The following is a 20,930-nucleotide window of genomic DNA, read 5'->3' as shown; positions in this document are numbered from 1 at the left end:
GCACCAGACCCGGGGAGACCCGGGGCAACTCGCCACAACCTCCCGCACACGCCACCCCAGGCCCCCCGACGCCCCGGAATCCCGCACACGCCACGCCGGGCCAGGCCGCTCAACGCCCCGGCATCCCGCACGCGCCGGGGGCTGGGCCGCTCCCAACGCCCCCCACACATGCCGAAGCCCGAGCCCTCAACGCCCCGGCCTCTCGCACACCCCGGGCCACGCCCCCCGACACCCCAACCCCCTCGCACCCCCGGGCCCATGCCCCCGACACCCCAACCCCTCGCACACGCCCAGCCAGGCCCCCGACACCCCGACCGGCCTCCCCACTCGCCAGCACCTGGACCCTGGACGCCCCTGTGGCCCACCGTGGGCTCTGGGCGCTCCCCACGGCCTCTCCCGTGTGGCCAACGGCCCTCAACTCCACCCGTGCGCCGAGACGGGGTCTCAACGCCTCACAGCGCCTCCCCCTCGCGGCACACACCGCACGGCGAAGGACCGCAGCCCGCACACCCCACAAGGCTGAAGGCGAGCCAACCCCACACGACACAGCCCCGCAGCCCGCCCCGGCCCCCGCCCCCGCCCCCTCACACAAACCCCCGCGCCGGACGCTCGACGTCCCCCGCCCCGCCATGCACCAGGGGCTGGGGGACCTGGGAGCTGCCTTCACCCCCTCACGAGCCCCCGCGCCGCACACACCAAAGGGCCGGGCCACCATCCAGGTGCCCCGGCCCCACCAACCACCGCCACGCCTCCCGCAGCACCGCCACCCCAGGCAGCGACCCGCAGACACACACGCCGTAGCCCACCACTCGCGGCGGCTACATTTCGCGGCGCCCGCCCCTCACGGCGGCTACCCCGCGCGGCGCCTACTTCTTGCGGCGCCGCCCCGCCTTCGCCTGCTTGCGGCGCTCCGCGCGCGTGAGGCCGTCGGCCTCGGACCGCACGGGCTCCTCGTCGTCATCGAACTCGCCCTCGATGGTGCCGCCCTCGCCGTCCACCGTCGGCGCGGAGAAGTGCAGGTTCCGCCGCTGCGGGGCGTCGAGCCCCTTGGCACGGATCTCCGGACGCGAGCCCGCCTGCGCCGGCACCACGTCCTGCTTCTCCATGTCGACCGGCGCCGAGTCCTCGACCGGCACCTCCTCGACCTGCTGCTCGACCTGGACCTCCAGGTTGAACAGGTAGCCGACGGACTCCTCCTTGATGCCGTCCATCATCGCGGAGAACATGTCGAAGCCCTCGCGCTGGTACTCGACCAGAGGGTCCTTCTGCGCCATCGCGCGCAGACCGATGCCCTCCTGGAGGTAGTCCATCTCGTAGAGGTGCTCACGCCACTTGCGGTCCAGGACCGACAGCACGACCCGCCGCTCCAGCTCACGCATGATCTCGGAGCCGAGCTGCGTCTCCCGCGCCTCGTACTGGTCGTGGATGTCGTCCTTGATGGACTCGGAGATGAACTCGGCGGTCAGACCGGCCCGGTCACCGGCCGCCTCCTCCAGCTCGTCCACGGTGATCTTCACCGGGTACAGCTGCTTGAACGCGCCCCACAGACGGTCCAGGTCCCAGTCCTCCGGGAAGCCCTCGGCGGTCTCCGCGGAGATGTACGCGTCGATCGTGTCGTCCATGAAGTGCACGACCTGCTCCTGCAGGTCCTCGCCCTCCAGGACGCGGCGCCGCTCGCCGTAGATGACCTCACGCTGCCGGTTGAGGACCTCGTCGTACTTCAGAACGTTCTTACGGGTCTCGAAGTTCTGCTGCTCGACCTGCGACTGCGCGGACGCGATCGCGCGCGTGACCATCTTGTTCTCGATCGGCACGTCGTCCGGGACGTTCGCCATCGACATCACACGCTCGACCATCTGCGCCTTGAACAGCCGCATCAGGTCGTCACCCAGCGACAGGTAGAACCGGGACTCGCCCGGGTCGCCCTGACGGCCGGAACGACCGCGCAGCTGGTTGTCGATACGCCGCGACTCGTGCCGCTCGGTACCGAGGACATAGAGCCCGCCGAGGTCCTTGACCTCCTCGAACTCCGCCTTGACCGCCTGCTCGGCCTTCTCCAGGGCGGCGGGCAGGGCCGCGGCCCACTCCTCGATGTGCTCGTCGGGGTCGAGGCCGCGCTGACGCAGCTCCGCCTCGGCGAGGTCGTCGGGGTTGCCGCCGAGCTTGATGTCCGTACCACGGCCGGCCATGTTGGTGGCGACCGTCACAGCGCCCTTGCGGCCGGCCTGGGCGATGATCGGCGCCTCACGGTCGTGCTGCTTCGCGTTCAGCACCTCGTGCTGGATGCCGCGCTTGGAGAGCTGCTGCGAGAGGTACTCCGACTTCTCGACGGACGTCGTGCCGACGAGGATCGGCTGCCCCTTCTCGTGCTTCTCGGCGATGTCGTCGACGACCGCCTCGAACTTCGCGACCTCGGTGCGGTAGATCAGGTCCGACTGGTCCTTGCGGACCATCGGCCGGTTCGTCGGGATCGGGACCACGCCGAGCTTGTAGATCTGGTGGAACTCCGCGGCCTCGGTCATCGCCGTACCGGTCATCCCGGACAGCTTGCCGTAGAGGCGGAAGAAGTTCTGCAGGGTGATCGTGGCAAGGGTCTGGTTCTCGTCCTTGATGTCCACCCCTTCCTTCGCCTCGATCGCCTGGTGCATGCCCTCGTTGTAGCGGCGGCCGGCGAGGATACGGCCGGTGTGCTCGTCGACGATCATGACCTCGCCGTCGATGACGACGTAGTCCTTGTCCTTCTTGAAGAGCTCCTTCGCCTTGATGGCGTTGTTCAGGTAGCCCACCAGAGGCGTGTTCACCGACTCGTAGAGGTTGTCGATGCCCAGCCAGTCCTCGACCTTCGAGACACCCGACTCATGGATCGCGACCGTGCGCTTCTTCTCGTCGACGTCGTAGTCGCCGGTCTCCTCGAGACCCTTCAGCGGGTTGCCCACCTCGCCCCGCTTCAAGCGGGTCACCAGCTTGGCGAAGTCGCCGTACCACTTGGTGGCCTGGTCCGCCGGGCCGGAGATGATGAGCGGCGTACGGGCCTCGTCGACCAGGATGGAGTCGACCTCGTCGACGATGGCGAAGTTGTGGCCGCGCTGCACGAGCTCGTCCTGGGCCCACGCCATGTTGTCGCGCAGATAGTCGAAGCCGAACTCGTTGTTCGTGCCGTACGTGATGTCGCACAGATACTGCTCGCGGCGCTGGGCCGGCGTCATGTTGGCCAGGATGCAGCCGACGTCCAGCCCCAGGAACTTGTGGACGCGCCCCATCATCTCGGAGTCGCGCTCGGCCAGATAGTCGTTCACCGTGATCAGGTGCACGCCTTCGCCGGAAATCGCGTTCAGGTACGCGGGGAGCGTGCCGACGAGCGTCTTGCCCTCACCGGTCTTCATCTCGGCCACATAGCCGAGGTGCAGGGCGGCACCGCCCATGAGCTGCACGTCGTAGTGGCGCTGGCCCAGCACACGCTTGGCGGCCTCGCGCACAGTGGCGAACGCCTCGGGCAACAGGTCGTCCAGGCTCTCACCGTCAGCGTAACGCTGCTTGTACTCATCGGTGAGGGCCCGCAGCTCGGCGTCGGAGAGGTCGACGAAGTCCTCTTCGATGGAGTTGACCTGGTCCGCGATGCGGTGCAGCTTGCGCAGGATTTTGCCTTCGCCTGCACGCATGATCTTTGAGAGGACGGACACGGGGGTTGGTCTCCTTGCCGGTCGGGCCTGGCACGGTCGGTTTCCAAATGACTCACTGAGCAACGGCCATCGTATGCGAGGACCCCGCCACGCCGGGAGGCCTGCCGTGACGAGGACCGCGCACAGTCGCGCACACGCTCCAAAATCTTCTTCAAACAGGACAACGGCCGGGCCCCGCCGATGGTGCCGCGTCCGGCAGACGAATTGCACGAATTGTGATCACCCGCTCACACTCGGCAAAACATTGGCACCCGCCGGGCACCCCGCGCAGAATCGCCCGATGGAGCCCGTCACCCTCGCCACCCACCGCCTGGTCCTGCGCCCGGTCGGCCCCCAGGACGCCGACGCCGTGTACACGGCCGTCCAGGACCCCGACATCCAGCGCTGGACCACCATCCCCTCCCCCTACCTCCCCGAACACGCCCGCAGCTTCACCGAGCAACTCGCCCCCGAGGGCTGGGCCGACGGCTCGATGTTCACCTTCGGCGTCTTCCTCCCCGACGGCCCCCTCACCGGCATGCTCAGCCTCACCCTGCGCTCCCTCGGCACCGCCGAGATCGGCTTCTGGACCGCCAAGGAACACCGCGGCCACGGCTACACCACCGAGGCCGCCCTCACCGCCGCCCGCTGGGCCTTCACCCACCTCGCCATCGACCGCGTCGAATGGCGCGCCGAAGTCGGCAACACCCCCTCCCTCGCGGTCGCCGAACACGCCGGATTCACCCTGGAGGGCACCCTCCGCGCCGCCATCAACAACAAGGGCGTACGCCGCGACTGCTGGGTGGCCTCCCTGCTCCCCTCCGACCTGAGCCTCCCGTCGGCGGCCCCCTACCTGCCGCCCCCGTCCCGCACCTGACCTCAGCGCCTCCCGTCACCGCCAGCCGGCCCAAACCCCCAGCTCACCACCACTGTCAGACCCACCCTTTATCGTTCGGACCCATGACGACCCCGCGCCCCACCGCAGCGCTCTCCGCAGACGAGGCCCGCCGCATCGCCCTCAAGGCACAGGGATTCCTCGGCGCGCCCGACCGCAGGGCGGGCGTCCGCGGCACCCTCCGCCACCTCGGCGCGGTACAGCTCGACACCATCTCCGTCCTGGCCCGCTCCCACGAGCTGATCCCGTACGCCCGCCTGGGAGCCGTAGGCCGTAAGACCGTCGAAAACGCCTACTGGAAGCAGGACATCGGCACGCCCGCCGCACGCCCCCACGCCTTCGAGTACTGGTCGCACGCCGCCTGCATCCTCCCCATCGAGGAATGGCCCCACTTCGCCTTCCGCCGCCGCGCCTACCGGGGCCGCCCGCACTGGAACCACGACCTCCCCGACGGCACCTACGACCAGGTCGTCAAGCAGCTCCGCGTCGAAGGCCCCCTCACCGCCACCGAGCTGGGCGGCGCGAAGAAGACCAGCGAGTGGTGGGACTGGTCCGGCACCAAGGTCGCCGTGGAGCGCGCCCTGATGTACGGCGAGGTCGTCTGCGTCGAACGCCGGGGATGGAAACGCGTCTACGACCTCGCCGAACGCGCGATCCCCACCGACCTGCTGCACGACGAACTGGACGACACCGAGTGCCTGCGCCGCCTGGTCCGCCTGGCCGGCCGCTCCCTCGGCGTCGGCACCCGCGCGGACATCGCCGACTACCACCGCCTCAAGGGCGACCAGGTCGACGCGGTGATCGCCGACTCCGGCCTGGTCCCTGTCACGGTCGAGGGCTGGTCCAAGCCCGCCTGGGCCGACCCGGAGGCCCTGGAGACACCCCCGCGCGGCCGCCACCGCACCACGCTCCTGTCCCCCTTCGACTCACTCGTCTGGGAACGGGCCCGCACCGAGCGGATCTTCGGCTTCACCCACCGCCTGGAGGCGTACGTCCCCAAACCGAAGCGCGTGTACGGCTACTTCGCGATGCCGGTCCTGGCGGGCGGCCGGCTCGTCGGCCGCGTGGACCCGGCCCGCGAGGGCCGCACCCTGGTCGCCAAGCAGGTCACCCTGGACGGCCCGAAGGCCGTCCCCGCGGTGGCCGAAGCCCTGGTCGAGGCGGCGAGCTGGGTGGACTGCACGGACGTCCGCGTGGAACGGGTCGACACACCGGACCTGCGCGACGCCCTCACCCAGGAAGTGACCCGGGCCCTGATCACCGCACTGCGCTGACCGGACCGGCCTGACAGAACCGGCCGGCCTCAACGGATCTCGAGGATCTTCTCCCGCATCGCGTACACCACGGCCTCCATCCTGGAGTGCAGTTGCAGCTTCTCCAGGATGTTGCGCACATGGTTCTTCACGGTGTTCTCGGAGATGAACAACTCCTTGGCGATGTCACGGTTGTTCATCCCGGTGGCGACCAGCTTGAGCACTTCCAGCTCACGGTCCGTCAGCCGCGGCGCGGGCACGAGCCGGCGCTCGTCGGTCCGCTGGATCATCGACTTGAACTCGGTGAGCAGCTTCGACGCCATCGAGGGACTGATCTGCGACTGCCCGTCCGCGACCGCGCGGATCGCGGTGGCGACCTCGTCCGTCGAGATCTCCTTCAGGAGATAGCCGGTCGCGCCCGCCTTGATCGCGTCGTAGAGGTCCGCCTCCTCGTCGCTGATCGTCAGCATGATGATCTTCGCGCTGGGAGCCACCTCCTTGATGGAGGTGCACGCCTCGATACCGCCGCGCTTGGGCATCCGTACATCCATCAGCACGATGTCCGGCAGCAGGTCGGCCGCCTTGTCGACGGCCTCCGCGCCGTCCCCGGCCTCGCCGACGACCTGGATGTCCTCCTCGGCCGCGAGCACGATCTCCAGTCCGCGGCGGAACAGGGCATGGTCGTCCACGACAAGGACTCTGATCGGCTCCTTGCGTGAAGTGCCCCCGTCCGGGCCCATGCCGACGACGCCGTCGGTGGCATCCCCGTCATGCATCGGTCCGAAGCTGTCCGCCATCGTTCCTCCCCCTGAAGGCTGCGGCCGTGGTCGTGAGCCATCGCCAACCCAAGGTAACAACCCACCGGTTGAGCCGTTGCCGCCATGATTCCATGCCCGGGTGACAACGCGGGGACAGTACGGTGCCCGAAGGGGTCGCACGCGGGTGCCCCTGGGGGCGCACAAGCGCTCAGGGGCACACCGCTCGGCTGTCTCCGGCCCGCGTCAGCCGCCCAGCGCGCCGCCCGCCTCGGGGGCGTGCACCTGGGCGACCATCGGGTCCGTGTCGAGGTGGATCACGCCGTAGTCGTAGGCGTGCCGCCGGTAGACGACGCTGGGCTGCTTGGTCTCGGAGTCGACGAACAGATAGAAGTCGTGGCCGACCAGCTCCATCTCGTAGAGAGCCTGGTCGAGGGTCATCGGAGCGGCGACGTGGGTCTTCTCGCGCACCACGAGGGGGCCGTCGCCCTGCACCTCCAGCGAGCCGATCTTCTTGGTCGGCACGCTGTCCGACGCGTCGGAGGGAACGGGACGGCCGTTGCCGTTGAGCGTCGCCACGCCCGGGACGTGGTCGGGAACCTCTGCTGCCGTGAGCCGGCGCGAGCCACGGCGCGTGTAACGCTTGTCGTGCTGCTTGCGCAGCTGGGCATCCAGCTTCTCCGCCGCCAGGTCGAGTGCCGCATACGCGTCGCTGGCCGATGCCTCCGCCCGGATCACAGGACCGCGGGAGTGGAGCGTGATCTCCACTCGGTCACACCGGTCGGCCTGTCGCGGGTTGGGCTCCTTGGACACCTCGACGTCGAGGCTGATCACCTTGCCGTCGAGCTTCTGGATCTTCTCCAGCTTCAGCTTCTCGGCCACGTGCTTGCGGAACCGCTCGGGCACCTCGGTCTTGCGGCCCTTGACGACGATGTCCACGCAGAACTCCGTTCCCGGATCACTCCGCCTTCAGTGCGGAGCATCTCCCTTTGCACCAGGCTCCGGTGAGCACCGGAACCGCTGACTTGGTGACTTCCACCTCCTCCTCCCCCATGGACGAGATCTACTCCCCAGGGCGCTGCGCGGGATTACCGGAACCGCAGCGCGGCATTCGGATATGAGAGGTATGGCCTGCGGCTTTCCCTCACAACCGAACATATCTCGCCCGGACGGATGTCGTCACCCTCTACTGCGGCGTACCTCCGTTCAGGTGAATTGGCCCTGTCATTACCTGCAACGACGCAAGTTCTCAGTCAGTTCCGGTTTATTACGAAGGAATCCGGCGCCGCCGCGACCACGGCCGCGCAGAGCACGTCACCCGCACCGCCGCCGACCAGCGACCCTGCCGACACTCCCGCTTCACCTCCCCTCCTCGCGCCGGACAGCCGTACCCCCTTCCCTTCCCGGGTGGCACCCATGTACACAGCCGCAGCCCCTTCACCACCCCCGGCCCGCCCGTCACCCGCCCCCGCCACGGCCGCCCGCACGGCCCGCGCCGCCTCCGCGAGCGAAGCCCCGGTCGTCACCAGATCGTCGACCAGCACCACCACCCCCTCACGCAGCACCCGCACCCCACCGGGCACCACGGCCAGCGCCCCCACCAGGTTGTCCAGCCGCTCCCGCGAGTTCAGCCCCGACTGATCCGCCACCGCCCGCCGCTGCCGCAACACCGCCGCCACCCGCACCGGCACCCCGCCCCGACGCAGCTCACCGGCCGCAGCGAGCGCGATACGGCGTGCGGGGTCATGACCTCGGGCCCGGACGGCGGAGGGGGCGGAGGGGACAGGAACAAGCAGCACGCTTCCTCGCCGGGGGGGAGGGGGCCCCTCCCCCACCCCCACCCCCTCCTCCCCCAGCCCCACCCGCACCGCCCCCGCCAACGCCACCCCAAGAGGCCTCGCCAGCGCCAGCCCGCCGCGTTCCTTGTGGGCCAGCAGCACGGCCCGTACCTCGTCCGCGTACACCGCCGCCGCGTGCACGGCGCGCAGCCCGGCCGGCTCCGGATCCAGCCGGACGCGGTGTGTCCGGCTCCCGCCGAGCTCGGCACGGCACTCGGGGCAGAGCACCGTACGGGCCCGTCCGCAGCCCGCGCACTCGGCCGGCAGCACCAGGCCGGCGAGTTCCTGCCACCACCTGTGAACGCCTTCCACGGGGACCACTCTGCCGAGAGGCGGCGCGATCGACCACCCCTGTGGAAAACGTTCGGGGGCGGCCTGTGGAAAACGCGAGAGCCGACGAAGATCGCATAAACTGCCGTCGGCCGGGGAAGACAATATGAATGCCCCTATCCGGGGAATCACCCCGGATAAAACGCGACCGACGCGGTCTCCTTCAGCGTCCGCCACCCACTGCCCCCAGGCAGCCACAGCAGCCCGTCCTTGGAGGTCGCGAACATCGGGGCCTCGCTGTCCTCGGAGGCGGCGATGCTGTTGACCTCGGTGAGACCGGGCAGGGTGCCCGCCTCGGGCACGGATCCGTCGCACTGCACGTACTGCACCTGTTCCACGCCACCGGACTCGGTGCCGACCACCACGAGCCGGCTGTCACCGGCCCACGCCACGGTGGTGACCTGCTCCAGTTCCGGCGTCGCGGAGCGCAGCTCCTGTACGGACACGGACGGCTGGTCCCCGCTGCCGGTGCTCCGCTCGATCCGCCCGATGAGCAGGGACTGCTTGCCGTCCTTGTCCACGACGAGCGCGATCCGCGCCCCGTCGGCGGCCACCCGTACCGCGTTGATACGGCCGTCCAGACGCGGAGTGAGGACCTCCACGGGCTCGCCTCCGCCCTGCCGCAGCAGGAGCAGCCGGGGGGCGTCCGGGTTGCGGTCGGCGATCCACAGGTCGCCCTGGGCGTCCCAGGTGGGTGTGGTCAGCCGGTCGGCCGCGGTCTTTCCGGCGCTCTGCAGGACGGGATCGCCCAGCGAGCCGCTTGTCACCGTCGAGGTGACGTAGAGGCTCTTGCCGTCCAGGGTGACTCCGGCGGCGCTGTGCTCGTCGCGGGCCACGGCCACCGAGCGCAGCTCCTTGGTGCCGTCGCCGAGCTCGCCGGGGACCGGCTCGGCCTTGGTGGTGCTGCCGCCGGCGCCGCCGGTCATACGGAGAAGCCGGTGACGACCGTCGATGAAGTACAGGTATTCAGGGTCGTCGTTGGAGGCGCGTGCGGCGACGGCCTGCTCCTCGGTGAGGGAGCACAGTTGCCGGCCGCTCGCCCGCAGGGCGATCTCGTCGATGGTGGGGGCCAGGCTCTGCAGGGTGAACAGCAGTTGGGTGGCCATCTCCTCGCACTTGTGCTGTCCGACGCGGGCCGCCTTGTCGTTGAGCGGGACGGTGAGCTTGTTCTGGTCGTCGGGCGTGAGTGAGGTGACGCCCTTCTTCAGCGTGGTGCCGGTGGGGAAGCTCGACCGGACGACGGGGCGGAGCCAGCTGGTGGGCCCGTTGAGCACGGAGCGCACCATCTGTGTCATGGGGTCGACGCGTTCACGCACGTAGACGGGGTCGGCGACGGCCATGGGCTGCCCGGAGGAGGCGGACTTGGTGCTGGAGGCGAGGTAGTACTTGTTGACCGACATGTAGTTGCGCTGGAAGTCGGACTTGCCCATGACGACGCCCGGGGGGAGCGCGTCGATGCGCCACTGTTTGGTCTTCTTGTCGCGCGTGAGGTGCACGATCTGGTCGTAGCTGCCGGAGGCGGGTGCGTACGACTGCTGGGCGTCGACGGTGGCGACCTGGGTGCCGGTCAGGGTGAACGAGTAGTCGTCGCCGTCCTCCCGGCTGCCCGCGCGGCCCGCTTCGGTGCCCGGTCCGTCGGCGAGGACTGTCGTGGAGGCCTCCGGCTCCCACTGCTGCGCGGCTCTGGCGGTCAGGTACTGCCGCGCGGTCGCGTAGCCGGAGTCGTCGCTGGTGAGCGCCTCGAGGAAGCCCTGGACGATCTCCGAGGGCGGCGCGTCGTCCCGTGGTGGCATCGCGAACACCCGTACCTGGGTGTCCTGGCGCGGTGTCGACTCGACGTCGCGCAGATCGCCGCTGTCGGGCATGGAGGCGCATCCGGCCAGCAGTACGACGCCACAGACGGCGTACGTCACCACGCGCGCCGGTGTGCGCCGCTCGCCCGCCCCGCGGTCAGCGCCCACGGAATGCCTCCCCTTGCTGGTCCTCGCCCTGCCGGCCGGCGCCGTTCTGGTGCGGGGTCTCGTTCTGTGCCGTGTCGGTCCGCTCCGGGGCGTCGCCGCGGGCGGGCTCGTCGGGCCGTCGGGGACCCGAGGCGGGCCGGGAGACGACGCGTGCGCCGTTGCCGGGCAGCGCCGTCGGATCGGCCGTGGGGGCCACGCTCGCCATACGGGGGGTGAGCGGGGCCCGTGCGGACGAGAGCTGTTCGGTGGCCGGCTGCACCGGGACCGTGGCGCTCTTCTGCCCGCTGCGGCCGGACTGGCCGCTGTCGTCGATTCCGCGGTTGCGCCGCGAGTCCTTGGGTTCCAGGGGTATCGGCGAGCCGCGCAGCGGTTCGTCGGCCGTCCTGGGCAGGGTCAGGCGGAACTGCGAGCCGCCGCCGGGTTCGCCCCAGGCCTGCAGCCAGCCGCCGTGCAGCCGGGCGTCCTCCAGGGCGATGGACAGCCCCAGGCCGGTGCCTCCGGTGGTACGCGCGCGTGCCGGGTCGGCGCGCCAGAAGCGGCTGAAGACCCGGGTGGCCTCGCCGGGCTTGAGTCCGACGCCGTAGTCGCGCACCGCGATCGCGACCGCGCCACCCGCCGCGGCGAGCTTGACGACGACGTCCTTGCCCTCGCCGTGCTCCACTGCATTGACGACGAGGTTGCGCAGCACCCTTTCGACGCGCCTTGCGTCGGCCTCGGCGACGACGGGCTGCTGGTCGCCGAGGACGTGAATGGTGGTGGCCTTGCGGTCGGCGAGGGGTGCGGCCCCGCTGACGACCCGCCGTACGACCTCGCGGAGGTCGATCGGCTCGGCCTCCAGGGCGGCGGCTCCGGCGTCGAAGCGGCTGATCTCGAGCAGGTCCGCGAGCAGCGACTCGAACCTGTCGAGCTGGTCGGCGAGCAGCTCCGCCGACCGCGCGGTGATGGGGTCGAAGTCCTCGCGCGCCTCATGGATGACGTCGGCGGCCATCCGCACGGTCGTCAGGGGTGTGCGCAGTTCGTGCGAGACGTCGGAGACGAACCTTCGCTGCATCCGCGACAGGTCCTCCAGCTGCTGGATCTTCAGCTGCAGGTTCTGCGCCATCTTGTTGAAGGCTTCACCGAGCCGTGCGATGTCGTCCTCGCCGGTGACCTTCATACGTTCCTGGAGGCGCCCGGCGGACAGCCGTTCGGCGATCCCGGCAGCCATCCGCACCGGTGTGACGACCTGCCGCACCACAAGCCAGGCGATCGCGCCGAGGAGTACGACGACGAAGAGCCCGGCGGTCGCCAGGGTGCCCTTGACGAGGCTGAGCGACTTCTCCTCCTGGGTGAGCGGGAAGAGGTAGTACAGCTCGTAGGGGTCGCCGTTGGGGTCGTTGACCTGCTTGCCGATGACGAGAGCCGACTTGGACTCCGTGACCTTGCTGTACATGATGCGGGTGTAGCTCTGGGCCGCGCCGGTGCTGCTGTTGACGCGGGTGCGCAGGTCCTGGGGGACGCTCTTGTTGGGGTCGACGCCGCCGGAGGCGCGCGGTCCGCGTCCGCCGCCGCTGTCGTCGCCGGGGGGCAGGGTGACCACGTCGAAGGCGCCCTGGCCGCCGCTGGACAGCGACGAGACGAGCTCGCTCATCCACTGGATGACGTTCTGCGAGGAATGGCCGTCGACCGCGGTCCCGTCGGCGCTGCCCGTGCCGGCGCCGGCTGCCTCGTCGGCCTTCTGCTTGGCCACGGCGAACCCGCCGGTGGCCTGGCTCTGGGATGCCTTCACCTTGGCGTCGAGCAGGCCGTTGCGCACCTGCCCGATGACGACGAAGCCCAGCAGCAGCACGACGCCCAGGGACATCAGCAGGGTCGTGACGACGACCCTGAGCTGGATGTTGCGCCGCCACAGCCGCATGACGGGCAGCAGGGGCCGGCGTACCCAGCGCAGCAGCAGGCGCAGGACGGGGCTGCCCTGTATCCCGCCGTGCAGCAGCCCGCCCTCGAGGAGGCGTCCGAACCGTGAGCCCATCGTCTTCCGCCCGACAGGCCGCTCCGGCCGGGCCCCGGACCGGCCGGGGGCCTGAGCGGCACTGTCCCCGGACATGTCAGCTCGGTCCTGCCTTGTAACCGACGCCGCGGACGGTCACCACGATCTCCGGCCGCTCCGGGTCCTTCTCTACCTTGGAGCGCAGCCGCTGCACATGCACGTTGACCAGGCGGGTGTCGGCGGCATGCCGGTATCCCCACACCTGCTCGAGCAGCACCTCGCGGGTGAACACCTGCCACGGCTTGCGCGCCAGCGCGACCAGCAGGTCGAACTCCAGGGGCGTCAGCGCGATCGACTGCCCTTCCCGCTTCACGGAGTGACCGGCCACGTCGATGACGAGGTCACCTATGGCCAGCTGCTCCGGCGCCGGCTCCTCCGACCTGCGCAGCCGCGCCCGGATACGGGCGACGAGCTCCTTCGGCTTGAACGGCTTCACGATGTAGTCGTCGGCGCCGGACTCCAGCCCGACGACGACGTCGACGGTGTCGCTCTTTGCCGTGAGCATCACGATCGGCACCCCGGACTCCGCCCGGATCAGACGGCACACCTCGATGCCGTCCCGCCCGGGCAGCATCAGGTCCAGCAGCACCAGATCGGGTTTCGCCTCCCGGAAAGCGGCCAGCGCCTTGTCGCCGTCGGCTACGAAAGACGGCTCAAAACCTTCACCGCGCAGCACGATGCCGAGCATCTCGGCCAGTGCGCTGTCGTCGTCGACGACAAGGACTCGTCCCTTCATAAACGACATCATCCCATTCTCATAACGGTGAAGGTCACGCAGGTGAGCAGGGTCACCGACCAGTGACGATAGTCGTACCGACCCGTCACTGTCTGCCCGAGCCCGTGGACGCCGGTGTCAGCGCCGGTGTCAGCACTGCTGTCAGCTCTCTCCGAATCCGCCCGTCACGGGACGTGACCGCCCACAGAGTTCGGCCAGACCTTCCGCCGTCACGGGCGAGACGACGCCCTCCTCCGTGACGATCGCGGTCACCAGCTCGGGCGGCGTCACGTCGAACGCCGGGTTGTACGCCTGCGTCCCGAGTGGTGCCACCGGAATCCCGCCGCCCGCCCCCGTCACCGGCACCTGGGGCGCCGCGACCTCCGTCACCTCGAACCCGGGACGCTGCTCGACCTCGATCGACGCCCCGTTGGGGGTGTCCGGATCCACCGTCGTCACCGGCGCGACCACGATGAACGGCACATGGTGGTAGCGCGCGAGCACCGCGAGCGGATAGCTCCCCACCTTGTTTGCCACCGAGCCGTCGGCCGCGATCCGGTCCGCCCCGATCAGCACCGCGTCGACCTCCCCGGCAGCGAACAGCGAACCCGCCGCGCTGTCCGTGAGCAGGGTGTACGCCATATCGCTGCGCGCCGCCTCGTACGCCGTCAGCCGGGCGCCCTGCAGCAGCGGGCGCGTCTCGTCCACCCACAGCCGCCTCAGCCGCCCCGCCCGATGGGCGGCGAGCGCCACGGCGAACGCCGTGCCCTCGCCGCCGGACACCAGCGAGCCGGTGTTGCAGTGGGTGAGGATCCGCTGCCCGCCGCCGGGCAGCAGCTCGTCCAGGAGCGCCAGTCCGTGCCCGGCCATCCGGACACTGGCCTCGGCGTCCTCCTGGTGCAACTGCCGGGCAGCGGCCAGCGCGGCCCGCGCACCCTGCCCGGGCTCCCCGCTCCTGGCGAGTTCCGCCCGGTACGCGGACCGGGCCCGGCGCACGCCGACGGACAGGTTCACCGCGGTGGGCCGGGCGCCGGCCAGCGCGGTGGCGGCCTCGTCCACGTCGAATCCGCGTGCGGCGGCGAGCGCGACGCCGTACGCCCCGGCGATGCCGAGCAACGGCGCCCCGCGCACGGCGAGCGAACGGATCGCTTCCACCAGCACGGACGCGTCCGTACAGACCAGTTCGACCTCCTCGGCCGGCAGCCTCGTCTGGTCCAGCAGCACCAGGACGGGACCTTCGGGTGGCTCCTCCCAACGGATCGCAGGTATCCCGGCCGGCCGGTTGTCCCCGCCGGATTGCGCGTACTGATCAGCCATGCGGTCAGTGTGCCCGTTGTCCGGCGGACTATTGAAGGTGTGCAGCCCCTACCGCGGCCGGACTCCCGTTGGCCGCCCCATGGCACGATGGCTCCCAACCTGCCGCCGCGACCGCGGACGGGCACCGTGAAGGAGCGACGATGAAAGACACTCCGGGCTGGGCCTCGCCCGGATCCGCCCCGTCCGACGGGCAGGAACCCGGCACCTCCGACCGGCCCACCGGGTCGCAGCCCCCGGAGCAGTCGGAGCAGCCGGGTACGCAGCCGCAGAGCCCCGGCTCGAAGTGGTCCAAGGAACAGCCGCCACCCGGCCAGTGGTCCGCGCCCACAGGCCCGCAGGCACCCGGCCAGACCCCTCCGCCGCCACCGCCCGGCCCCGGCTGGGCCGGCCGGCCGCCCATGGGCCCCGGCGGCGGATACGGCGCTCCCACCGGCCCCGCCGCCCACCCCGGCTACGGCGCGCCCGGCGGCTGGGGCGCCGGCTGGGGCGGCCCCCCGCCCGCGGCAAAGCCCGGCGTGATCCCGCTGCGCCCGCTCGGCGTCGGCGAGATCCTCGACGGCGCCGTCTCCACCATGCGCGCCTACTGGCGCACGGTCCTCGGCATCTCCCTGACCGTCGCGATCGTCACCGAGACCGTCGTCGTCCTGCTGCAGGGCCTGGTCCTGGACGGCACCACCGACACCTCCGCCCTCAACGACCCGAGCGCCAGCCTCGACGAGCAGACGACCGCCATGCGCGACGTCATGGTCAACTCCGGTGTCGTGCTGCTGATCTCCCTGATCGGCACCATCATCGCGACCGCCCTGCTCACGGCCGTCACCAGCCGCGCCGTACTCGGCAAACCGGTCAACCTCAAGGACGCCTGGCGCGACGCCCGCCCCCAGGTGCCCAGACTGTTCGGCCTGATCTTCCTGCTGCTGCTCATCGCGGCTGTGGTCGGCACCGTCGGCGTACTGCCGGGCGCCCTGGTCAGTGCCGGCGGCAACGGAGCGGCAGGGGCCGCACTCGCGGTCCTGGGCACTCTCGGCGCGATCGTCGTCGCCCTGTGGCTGATGATCCGCTTCTCGCTCGCCTCCCCCGCGCTGATGCTGGAGAAGCAGGGAATCGGGAAGGCGATGGGCCGCTCCGCGAAGCTCGTCCGCGGCTCCTGGTGGCGGATCTTCGGCATCCAGCTGCTCGCCCTGATCATCGCGAACCTCCTCGCGGCGATCGTCGTCGTCCCCTTCGCTCTCGCCGGCGCGGCGATGAGCGACGGAGGCATTGGTGGCCTCATCGACGGCACCGGCAGCTACGGCTGGGCATACCTCGTCGTCAGCGGTATCGGCTCGGTGATCGGCTCCATGATCACGTACCCGATCGCGGCCGGTGTCGTCGTGCTCCTCTACATCGACCAGCGCATCCGCCGCGAGGCCCTCGACCTCGATCTGGCCCGCGCCGCAGGCGTGCAGGGCTTCGACTCGCCCACCCCCGGCAACACCCCCGGGAGCTGATGCGGTGCGTCGGACGGGGGGAGTTCTCACAGCACTGCCACTGCCCGGCGGCACGCCCCCACGGGTGCCGCCCGGCACGGCCGACGCGGCCTCCGCCACCCTGACACACGCCACCGAGGCCGCCCCGACGTCCGGCCCGGGCATCGCCGCCCCGGTCCCGAACACCTGGTCGCACACCATCGACGCCGCCCCGAACCTCGGGTCGCACACCATCGGCACGGCACCCGACTCCCTGCCCCGCGCCCTCAACAGAACCCTGCACGCCCTCCTACGGGCAGCCGACGGCTCGGTACTGTCGGCGGCCCGCTCCGACGGCGAGCCGCCGATCACCATCCCCCGCGATCCCGCCCAGGAAGCGGCCCGGCGTGAACTGTCCAAACGCCTGTACCACGAGAACGACCCCAGCCTGTTCCAGCGTGCCCTGAACACCCTCTGGGACTGGATCGGCGACCTCTTCGACACCGCGTCCACCGTCACCCCCGGAGGCACGCTCGGTGTGGTGGTCGTCGTCCTCGCTGTCGTGGCCGCCGTGGGCGCCCTGTGGTGGCGCCTGGGCACCCCCCGCCGCCAACCCGCCTCCGCCGCGACCCTGTTCGACGACCGCCCCCGCAGCGCCGCCGAACACCGCGCAGCCGCCGAGGCACACGCCGCCCAGGGCCACTGGAACCAAGCCCTCCAGGAGCGCATGCGCGCCATCGTCCGCTCCCTCGAGGAACGCGCCCTCCTCGACACCCGCCCCGGCCGCACGGCCGACGAGGCCGCCGCAGAAGCCGGCCGCACCCTCCCTGCCCACACCGACGCGCTACGGGCCGCCGCCCGCGACTTCGACGACGTCACATACGGCGGCCGCCGGGCGACCGAGCAGGCGTACCACCGCATCGCCGAACTCGACCACGACCTGGAACGCAGCAAACCCCGACTCGCGGCGAGCACCCCGCACAACGCCCGCCAGGGAGCCGCCGAATGACCACGGAGGCCGCGCTCCCCGCCACCTCGGCCTCGCCCACGGCCCGTCAGGTGTGGACCCGCGCGCGAGGCATCGCTCTCGCCGTCACCCTCCTCCTCGCCGGGGCCGTCACGCTCGCCGTCCTCCGGTCCGACGCCCGGCACGGCGCCCTCGACCCGCGCTCCGCCGACCCCTACGGCAGCCGCGCGGTCGCCGAACTCCTCGCCGACCGCGGCGTGTCCACCCGCGTGGTCACCACCCTCGCCGACGCCCGCACCGCCGCCGGTTCCGACACCACCCTCCTGGTCGCCGTCCCCGACCTTCTGACGGAACGCCAGCAGAAGTCGCTGCACTCGGCGACGGCCGAGTCCGGCGGGCGCACCGTCCTTGTCGCCCCCGGCAGCCCGTCCGTCGGCACCCTCGCCCCCGGCGTCACCGCCGACCCCGCCACCAGCCGCGGTTCCGCCCTCTCCCCCGACTGCGCCCTGCCCGACGCCCGGCGCGCCGGCACCGCCGAGACGGGCGGCACCCGCTACACCACAGGCCACCTCAACGCCGACGAGTGCTACTCCAGTCAGCGCCTGGCCACCCTCCTCCGTATCCCGGACACCTCCGGCGACGGCGACACCGTCGTCCTCGGCGCGCCCGACATCCTCTACAACAACCGCCTCGACAAGCAGGGCAACGCCTCGCTCGCCCTCCAACTCCTCGGTTCCCGCCCGCATCTGGTCTGGTACCTCCCCTCGCTCTCCGACACCTCCACCGACCAGGACGACGAAAAGGGCTTCTTCGAACTGCTGCCCTCCGGCTGGCTCTGGGGCACCCTGCAACTCTTCGTCGCAGCAGCCCTCGCCGCCCTGTGGAGGGCACGCCGACTCGGCCCCCTCGTGCCCGAAAAACTCCCCGTCGCGATCCGCGCCTCCGAAACCGTCGAAGGCCGCGCCCGCCTCTACCGCAAGGCCAACGCCCGTGATCGCGCGGCCACTGCTCTTCGCTCCACCACCCGCACCCGCCTCGCCCCTCTCGTAGGCATCCCCGCCGCCCAGGCACACACGCCCGAAGCTCTCGTCCCCGCCCTGTCCGCCCACCTCCACGGCGACGGACAGCCCCTGCACTCCCTCCTCTTCGGGCCGCCGCCCAGCGACGACGCGGCACTCATCGCACTTGCCGACCAACTCGACGCCCTCGAAAGAGAGGTACGCCGTCCATGATGGACCCGACCACTGACAACGCCGGGAACACCGGGGATCCGGGCCGCGCCCGCGCCTCCCTGGAAGCCCTGCGCGCCGAGATCTCCAAGGCCGTGGTCGGCCAGGACCCCGCCGTGACCGGCCTCGTCGTCGCCCTCCTCTGCCGCGGACACGTTCTCCTTGAAGGAGTCCCCGGAGTGGCCAAAACGTTGCTCGTCCGCGCCCTCGCCTCCGCGCTCGAACTCGACACCAAACGCGTCCAGTTCACCCCCGACCTCATGCCGAGCGACGTCACCGGTTCCCTCGTCTACGACACCCGCACCGCCGAGTTCTCCTTCCAGCCCGGCCCGGTCTTCACCAACCTGCTCCTCGCCGACGAGATCAACCGCACCCCGCCGAAGACCCAGGCGTCCCTCCTCGAAGCCATGGAGGAACGCCAGGTCACAGTCGACGGCACGCCCCGCCCCCTCCCCGACCCCTTCCTGGTCGCCGCGACCCAGAACCCGGTCGAATACGAGGGCACCTACCCTCTCCCCGAAGCCCAGCTCGACCGTTTTCTCCTCAAACTCACCATCCCGCTCCCCTCCCGCCAGGAGGAGATCGACGTCCTCACCCGCCACGCCGAAGGCTTCAACCCCCGCGACCTGCGAGCCGCCGGCGTACGCCCCGTGGCAGGCCCGGCCGACCTCGAAGCCGCCCGCGCAGCAGTCGCCAAAACCGCCATCTCCCCCGAGATCACGGCGTACGTCGTCGACATCTGCCGCGCCACCCGCGACTCCCCCTCCCTCACCCTCGGCGTCTCGCCACGCGGCGCGACCGCCCTCCTCGCCGCCTCACGCGCCTGGGCATGGCTGACGGGCCGCGACTACGTCATCCCCGACGACGTCAAAGCACTCGCCCTCCCCACCCTCCGCCACCGCGTCCAACTGCGCCCGGAGGCCGAGATGGAAGGCGTGACGGCCGACTCCGTCATCAACGCGGTCCTCGCCCACGTCCCCGTCCCCCGCTGATGGCCCCCACCGGACGCGCCGCGCTCCTCGCGGCCCTCGCCTCCCTCCCCGTCGGCATCTGGGCACCCGGCTGGACGGGCATCCTCGCCGTCAACGCCCCCCTCGCCCTGGCCTGCGCCTGCGACTACGCCCTGGCCGCCCCCGTACGCCGTCTGCTCCTCACCCGCTCCGGCGACACCACCGCCCGCCTCGGCGACCCTGCGGACATCACCCTCACCCTCACCAACCCCACCAACCGCCCCCTTCGCGCACGCCTCCGCGACGCCTGGCCCCCCAGCAGCTGGCAGCCCGGCACCGAAACCGAGGCCTCCCGCCACCACCTCACCATCCCGGCCGGAGAACGCCGCCGCATCACAACCCGCCTACGCCCCACCCGACGCGGCGACCACCAGGCCGACCGCGTCACCATCCGTTCTTACGGCCCCCTCGGCCTCCTCGCCCGCCAGGGCACCCACAAGGTCCCCTGGACCGTACGAGTCCTTCCCCCGTTCACCAGCCGAAAGCACCTCCCCTCCAAACTCGCCCGCCTCCGCGAACTCGACGGCCGCACCAGCCTCCTCACCCGCGGCGAGGGCACAGAATTCGACAGCCTGCGCGAATACGTCCCCGGCGACGACACCCGCTCCATCGACTGGCGCGCCACCGCCCGCCACTCCACGCTCGCGGTCCGCACCTGGCGCCCCGAACGCGACCGCCACATCCTCCTGGTCCTCGACACCGGCCGCACCTCCGCGGGCCGTGTCGGCGACGCCCCCCGCCTCGACGCCTCCATGGACGCGGCACTCCTCCTCGCCGCCCTCGCATCCCGCGCCGGCGACCGAGTCGACCTCCTCGCCTACGACCGCCACGTACGCGCCCTCGTCCAGGGCCGTACAGCACGCGACGTCCTTCCCTCCCTGGTCAACGCGATGGCCACCCTCGAACCCGAACTCGTCGAAACCAACGCCCGCACTCTCGCGGCCACAGCGCTCCGTACGGCCCCCCACCGCTCCCTGATCGTCCTGCTGACCACGCTCGACGCGGCCCCCGTCGAGGAGGGCCTCCTCCCCGTGCTGCCGCAGCTCACCCAGCGCCACACCGTCCTGGTGGCCTCGGTCGCCGACCCGCACATCGCCCTCATGGCCACGTCCCGCGGCAACCCTGACGCCGTCTACGAAGCCGCAGCCGCCGCCCAGGCCCAAACCGAACGCCAACGCACCGCCGAGCAACTACGCCGGCACGGCGTCACGGTGGTCGATGCAACGCCCGACGAACTCGCCCCGGCACTGGCAGATGCCTACCTGGCATTGAAAGCAGCAGGACGCCTGTAACCAGAAAACGGGCCCTCTGTTGCCAGAGAGCCCGAAAAGCACCCAACCAACCGCGACCCCTAAACGCAGAAAACCCCCGCACCAACGGTGCGGGGGTTCCCTAAAGATTGTTCGGCGGTGTCCTACTCTCCCACAGGGTCCCCCCTGCAGTACCATCGGCGCTGTAAGGCTTAGCTTCCGGGTTCGGAATGTAACCGGGCGTTTCCCTCACGCTATGACCACCGAAACACTA

At 70.9% G+C, this 20,930-nt stretch carries 15 protein-coding genes and 1 rRNA gene; 7 read left to right on the top strand and 9 right to left on the bottom strand.

The window, feature by feature from the left end; all coding sequences use genetic code 11:
* Positions 1-866: 866 nt before the first annotated feature.
* A complete protein-coding gene (gene secA / locus ACFPIH_RS12355) occupies positions 867-3,680 on the bottom strand; it encodes a preprotein translocase subunit SecA (RefSeq protein WP_381170021.1) in 2,814 nt (937 codons plus the stop codon).
* Between the two features lie 280 nt (positions 3,681-3,960).
* Here secA and ACFPIH_RS12350 point away from each other — a divergent pair, with 280 nt between their 5' ends.
* Complete coding sequence (locus ACFPIH_RS12350; protein ID WP_381170019.1) at positions 3,961-4,536, top strand: GNAT family N-acetyltransferase; 576 nt, start codon at positions 3,961-3,963, stop codon at positions 4,534-4,536.
* Between the two features lie 83 nt (positions 4,537-4,619).
* A complete protein-coding gene (locus ACFPIH_RS12345; RefSeq protein ID WP_381170017.1) occupies positions 4,620-5,828 on the top strand; it encodes a winged helix-turn-helix domain-containing protein in 1,209 nt (402 codons plus the stop codon).
* A 29-nt stretch (positions 5,829-5,857) separates the two neighbouring features.
* Here ACFPIH_RS12345 and ACFPIH_RS12340 read toward each other — a convergent pair whose 3' ends face one another.
* The 7 genes from ACFPIH_RS12340 to mtnA form a co-directional block, all read right to left on the bottom strand.
* Positions 5,858-6,604, bottom strand: coding sequence for a response regulator (locus ACFPIH_RS12340; protein ID WP_381170015.1), 747 nt, complete (start codon positions 6,602-6,604; stop codon positions 5,858-5,860).
* 204 nt (positions 6,605-6,808) lie between these two features.
* On the bottom strand, positions 6,809-7,501 hold the full coding sequence (hpf, locus tag ACFPIH_RS12335; RefSeq protein WP_381170013.1) for a ribosome hibernation-promoting factor, HPF/YfiA family: 693 nt from the start codon (positions 7,499-7,501) through the stop codon (positions 6,809-6,811).
* A 314-nt stretch (positions 7,502-7,815) separates the two neighbouring features.
* Entirely contained in the window at positions 7,816-8,712 is an 897-nt protein-coding gene (locus ACFPIH_RS12330; RefSeq protein ID WP_385876747.1) for a ComF family protein, read from the bottom strand.
* Between the two features lie 146 nt (positions 8,713-8,858).
* On the bottom strand, positions 8,859-10,691 hold the full coding sequence (locus tag ACFPIH_RS12325) for an LpqB family beta-propeller domain-containing protein (protein WP_381170009.1): 1,833 nt from the start codon (positions 10,689-10,691) through the stop codon (positions 8,859-8,861).
* Complete coding sequence (gene mtrB, locus ACFPIH_RS12320; RefSeq protein ID WP_381170007.1) at positions 10,681-12,777, bottom strand: MtrAB system histidine kinase MtrB; 2,097 nt, start codon at positions 12,775-12,777, stop codon at positions 10,681-10,683. Before mtrB ends, ACFPIH_RS12325 begins: the two co-directional genes overlap by 11 nt.
* Position 12,778: 1 nt before the next feature.
* Entirely contained in the window at positions 12,779-13,468 is a 690-nt protein-coding gene (gene mtrA / locus ACFPIH_RS12315; RefSeq protein WP_381170004.1) for a two-component system response regulator MtrA, read from the bottom strand.
* Between the two features lie 129 nt (positions 13,469-13,597).
* Positions 13,598-14,752: an S-methyl-5-thioribose-1-phosphate isomerase gene (gene mtnA / locus ACFPIH_RS12310; RefSeq protein WP_381170002.1), complete on the bottom strand. Its 1,155-nt coding sequence runs from the start codon at positions 14,750-14,752 to the stop codon at positions 13,598-13,600.
* 140 nt (positions 14,753-14,892) lie between these two features.
* Between mtnA and ACFPIH_RS12305 the strand changes: the two genes are divergently transcribed.
* The 5 genes from ACFPIH_RS12305 (at position 14,893) to ACFPIH_RS12285 (ending at position 20,698) form a co-directional block, all read left to right on the top strand.
* Positions 14,893-16,242, top strand: coding sequence for a glycerophosphoryl diester phosphodiesterase membrane domain-containing protein (locus ACFPIH_RS12305; RefSeq protein ID WP_381170000.1), 1,350 nt, complete (start codon positions 14,893-14,895; stop codon positions 16,240-16,242).
* 256 nt (positions 16,243-16,498) lie between these two features.
* On the top strand, positions 16,499-17,209 hold the full coding sequence (locus tag ACFPIH_RS12300; protein ID WP_381170692.1) for a DUF4129 domain-containing protein: 711 nt from the start codon (positions 16,499-16,501) through the stop codon (positions 17,207-17,209).
* Positions 17,206-18,399 (top strand): DUF4350 domain-containing protein, encoded by a 1,194-nt coding sequence (locus tag ACFPIH_RS12295; protein ID WP_381169998.1) that lies wholly within the window; start codon positions 17,206-17,208, stop codon positions 18,397-18,399. The genes ACFPIH_RS12300 and ACFPIH_RS12295 overlap by 4 nt, the downstream gene beginning before the upstream one ends.
* Positions 18,399-19,388, top strand: a complete 990-nt coding sequence (locus ACFPIH_RS12290) for an AAA family ATPase (protein ID WP_381169996.1) — start codon at positions 18,399-18,401, stop codon at positions 19,386-19,388. Before ACFPIH_RS12295 ends, ACFPIH_RS12290 begins: the two co-directional genes overlap by 1 nt.
* Complete coding sequence (locus tag ACFPIH_RS12285; protein ID WP_381169994.1) at positions 19,388-20,698, top strand: DUF58 domain-containing protein; 1,311 nt, start codon at positions 19,388-19,390, stop codon at positions 20,696-20,698. Before ACFPIH_RS12290 ends, ACFPIH_RS12285 begins: the two co-directional genes overlap by 1 nt.
* 109 nt (positions 20,699-20,807) lie before the next feature.
* On the opposite strand, the gene rrf is transcribed toward ACFPIH_RS12285, so the two are convergent.
* A 5S ribosomal RNA gene (gene rrf, locus ACFPIH_RS12280) occupies positions 20,808-20,924 on the bottom strand.
* Between the last annotated feature and the right edge of the window lie 6 nt (positions 20,925-20,930).

This window comes from Streptomyces vulcanius (genome assembly GCF_042653945.1).
Lineage (GTDB): Bacteria > Actinomycetota > Actinomycetes > Streptomycetales > Streptomycetaceae > Streptomyces > Streptomyces mangrovi.
This window is presented reverse-complemented; position numbering and strand designations above follow the sequence as displayed.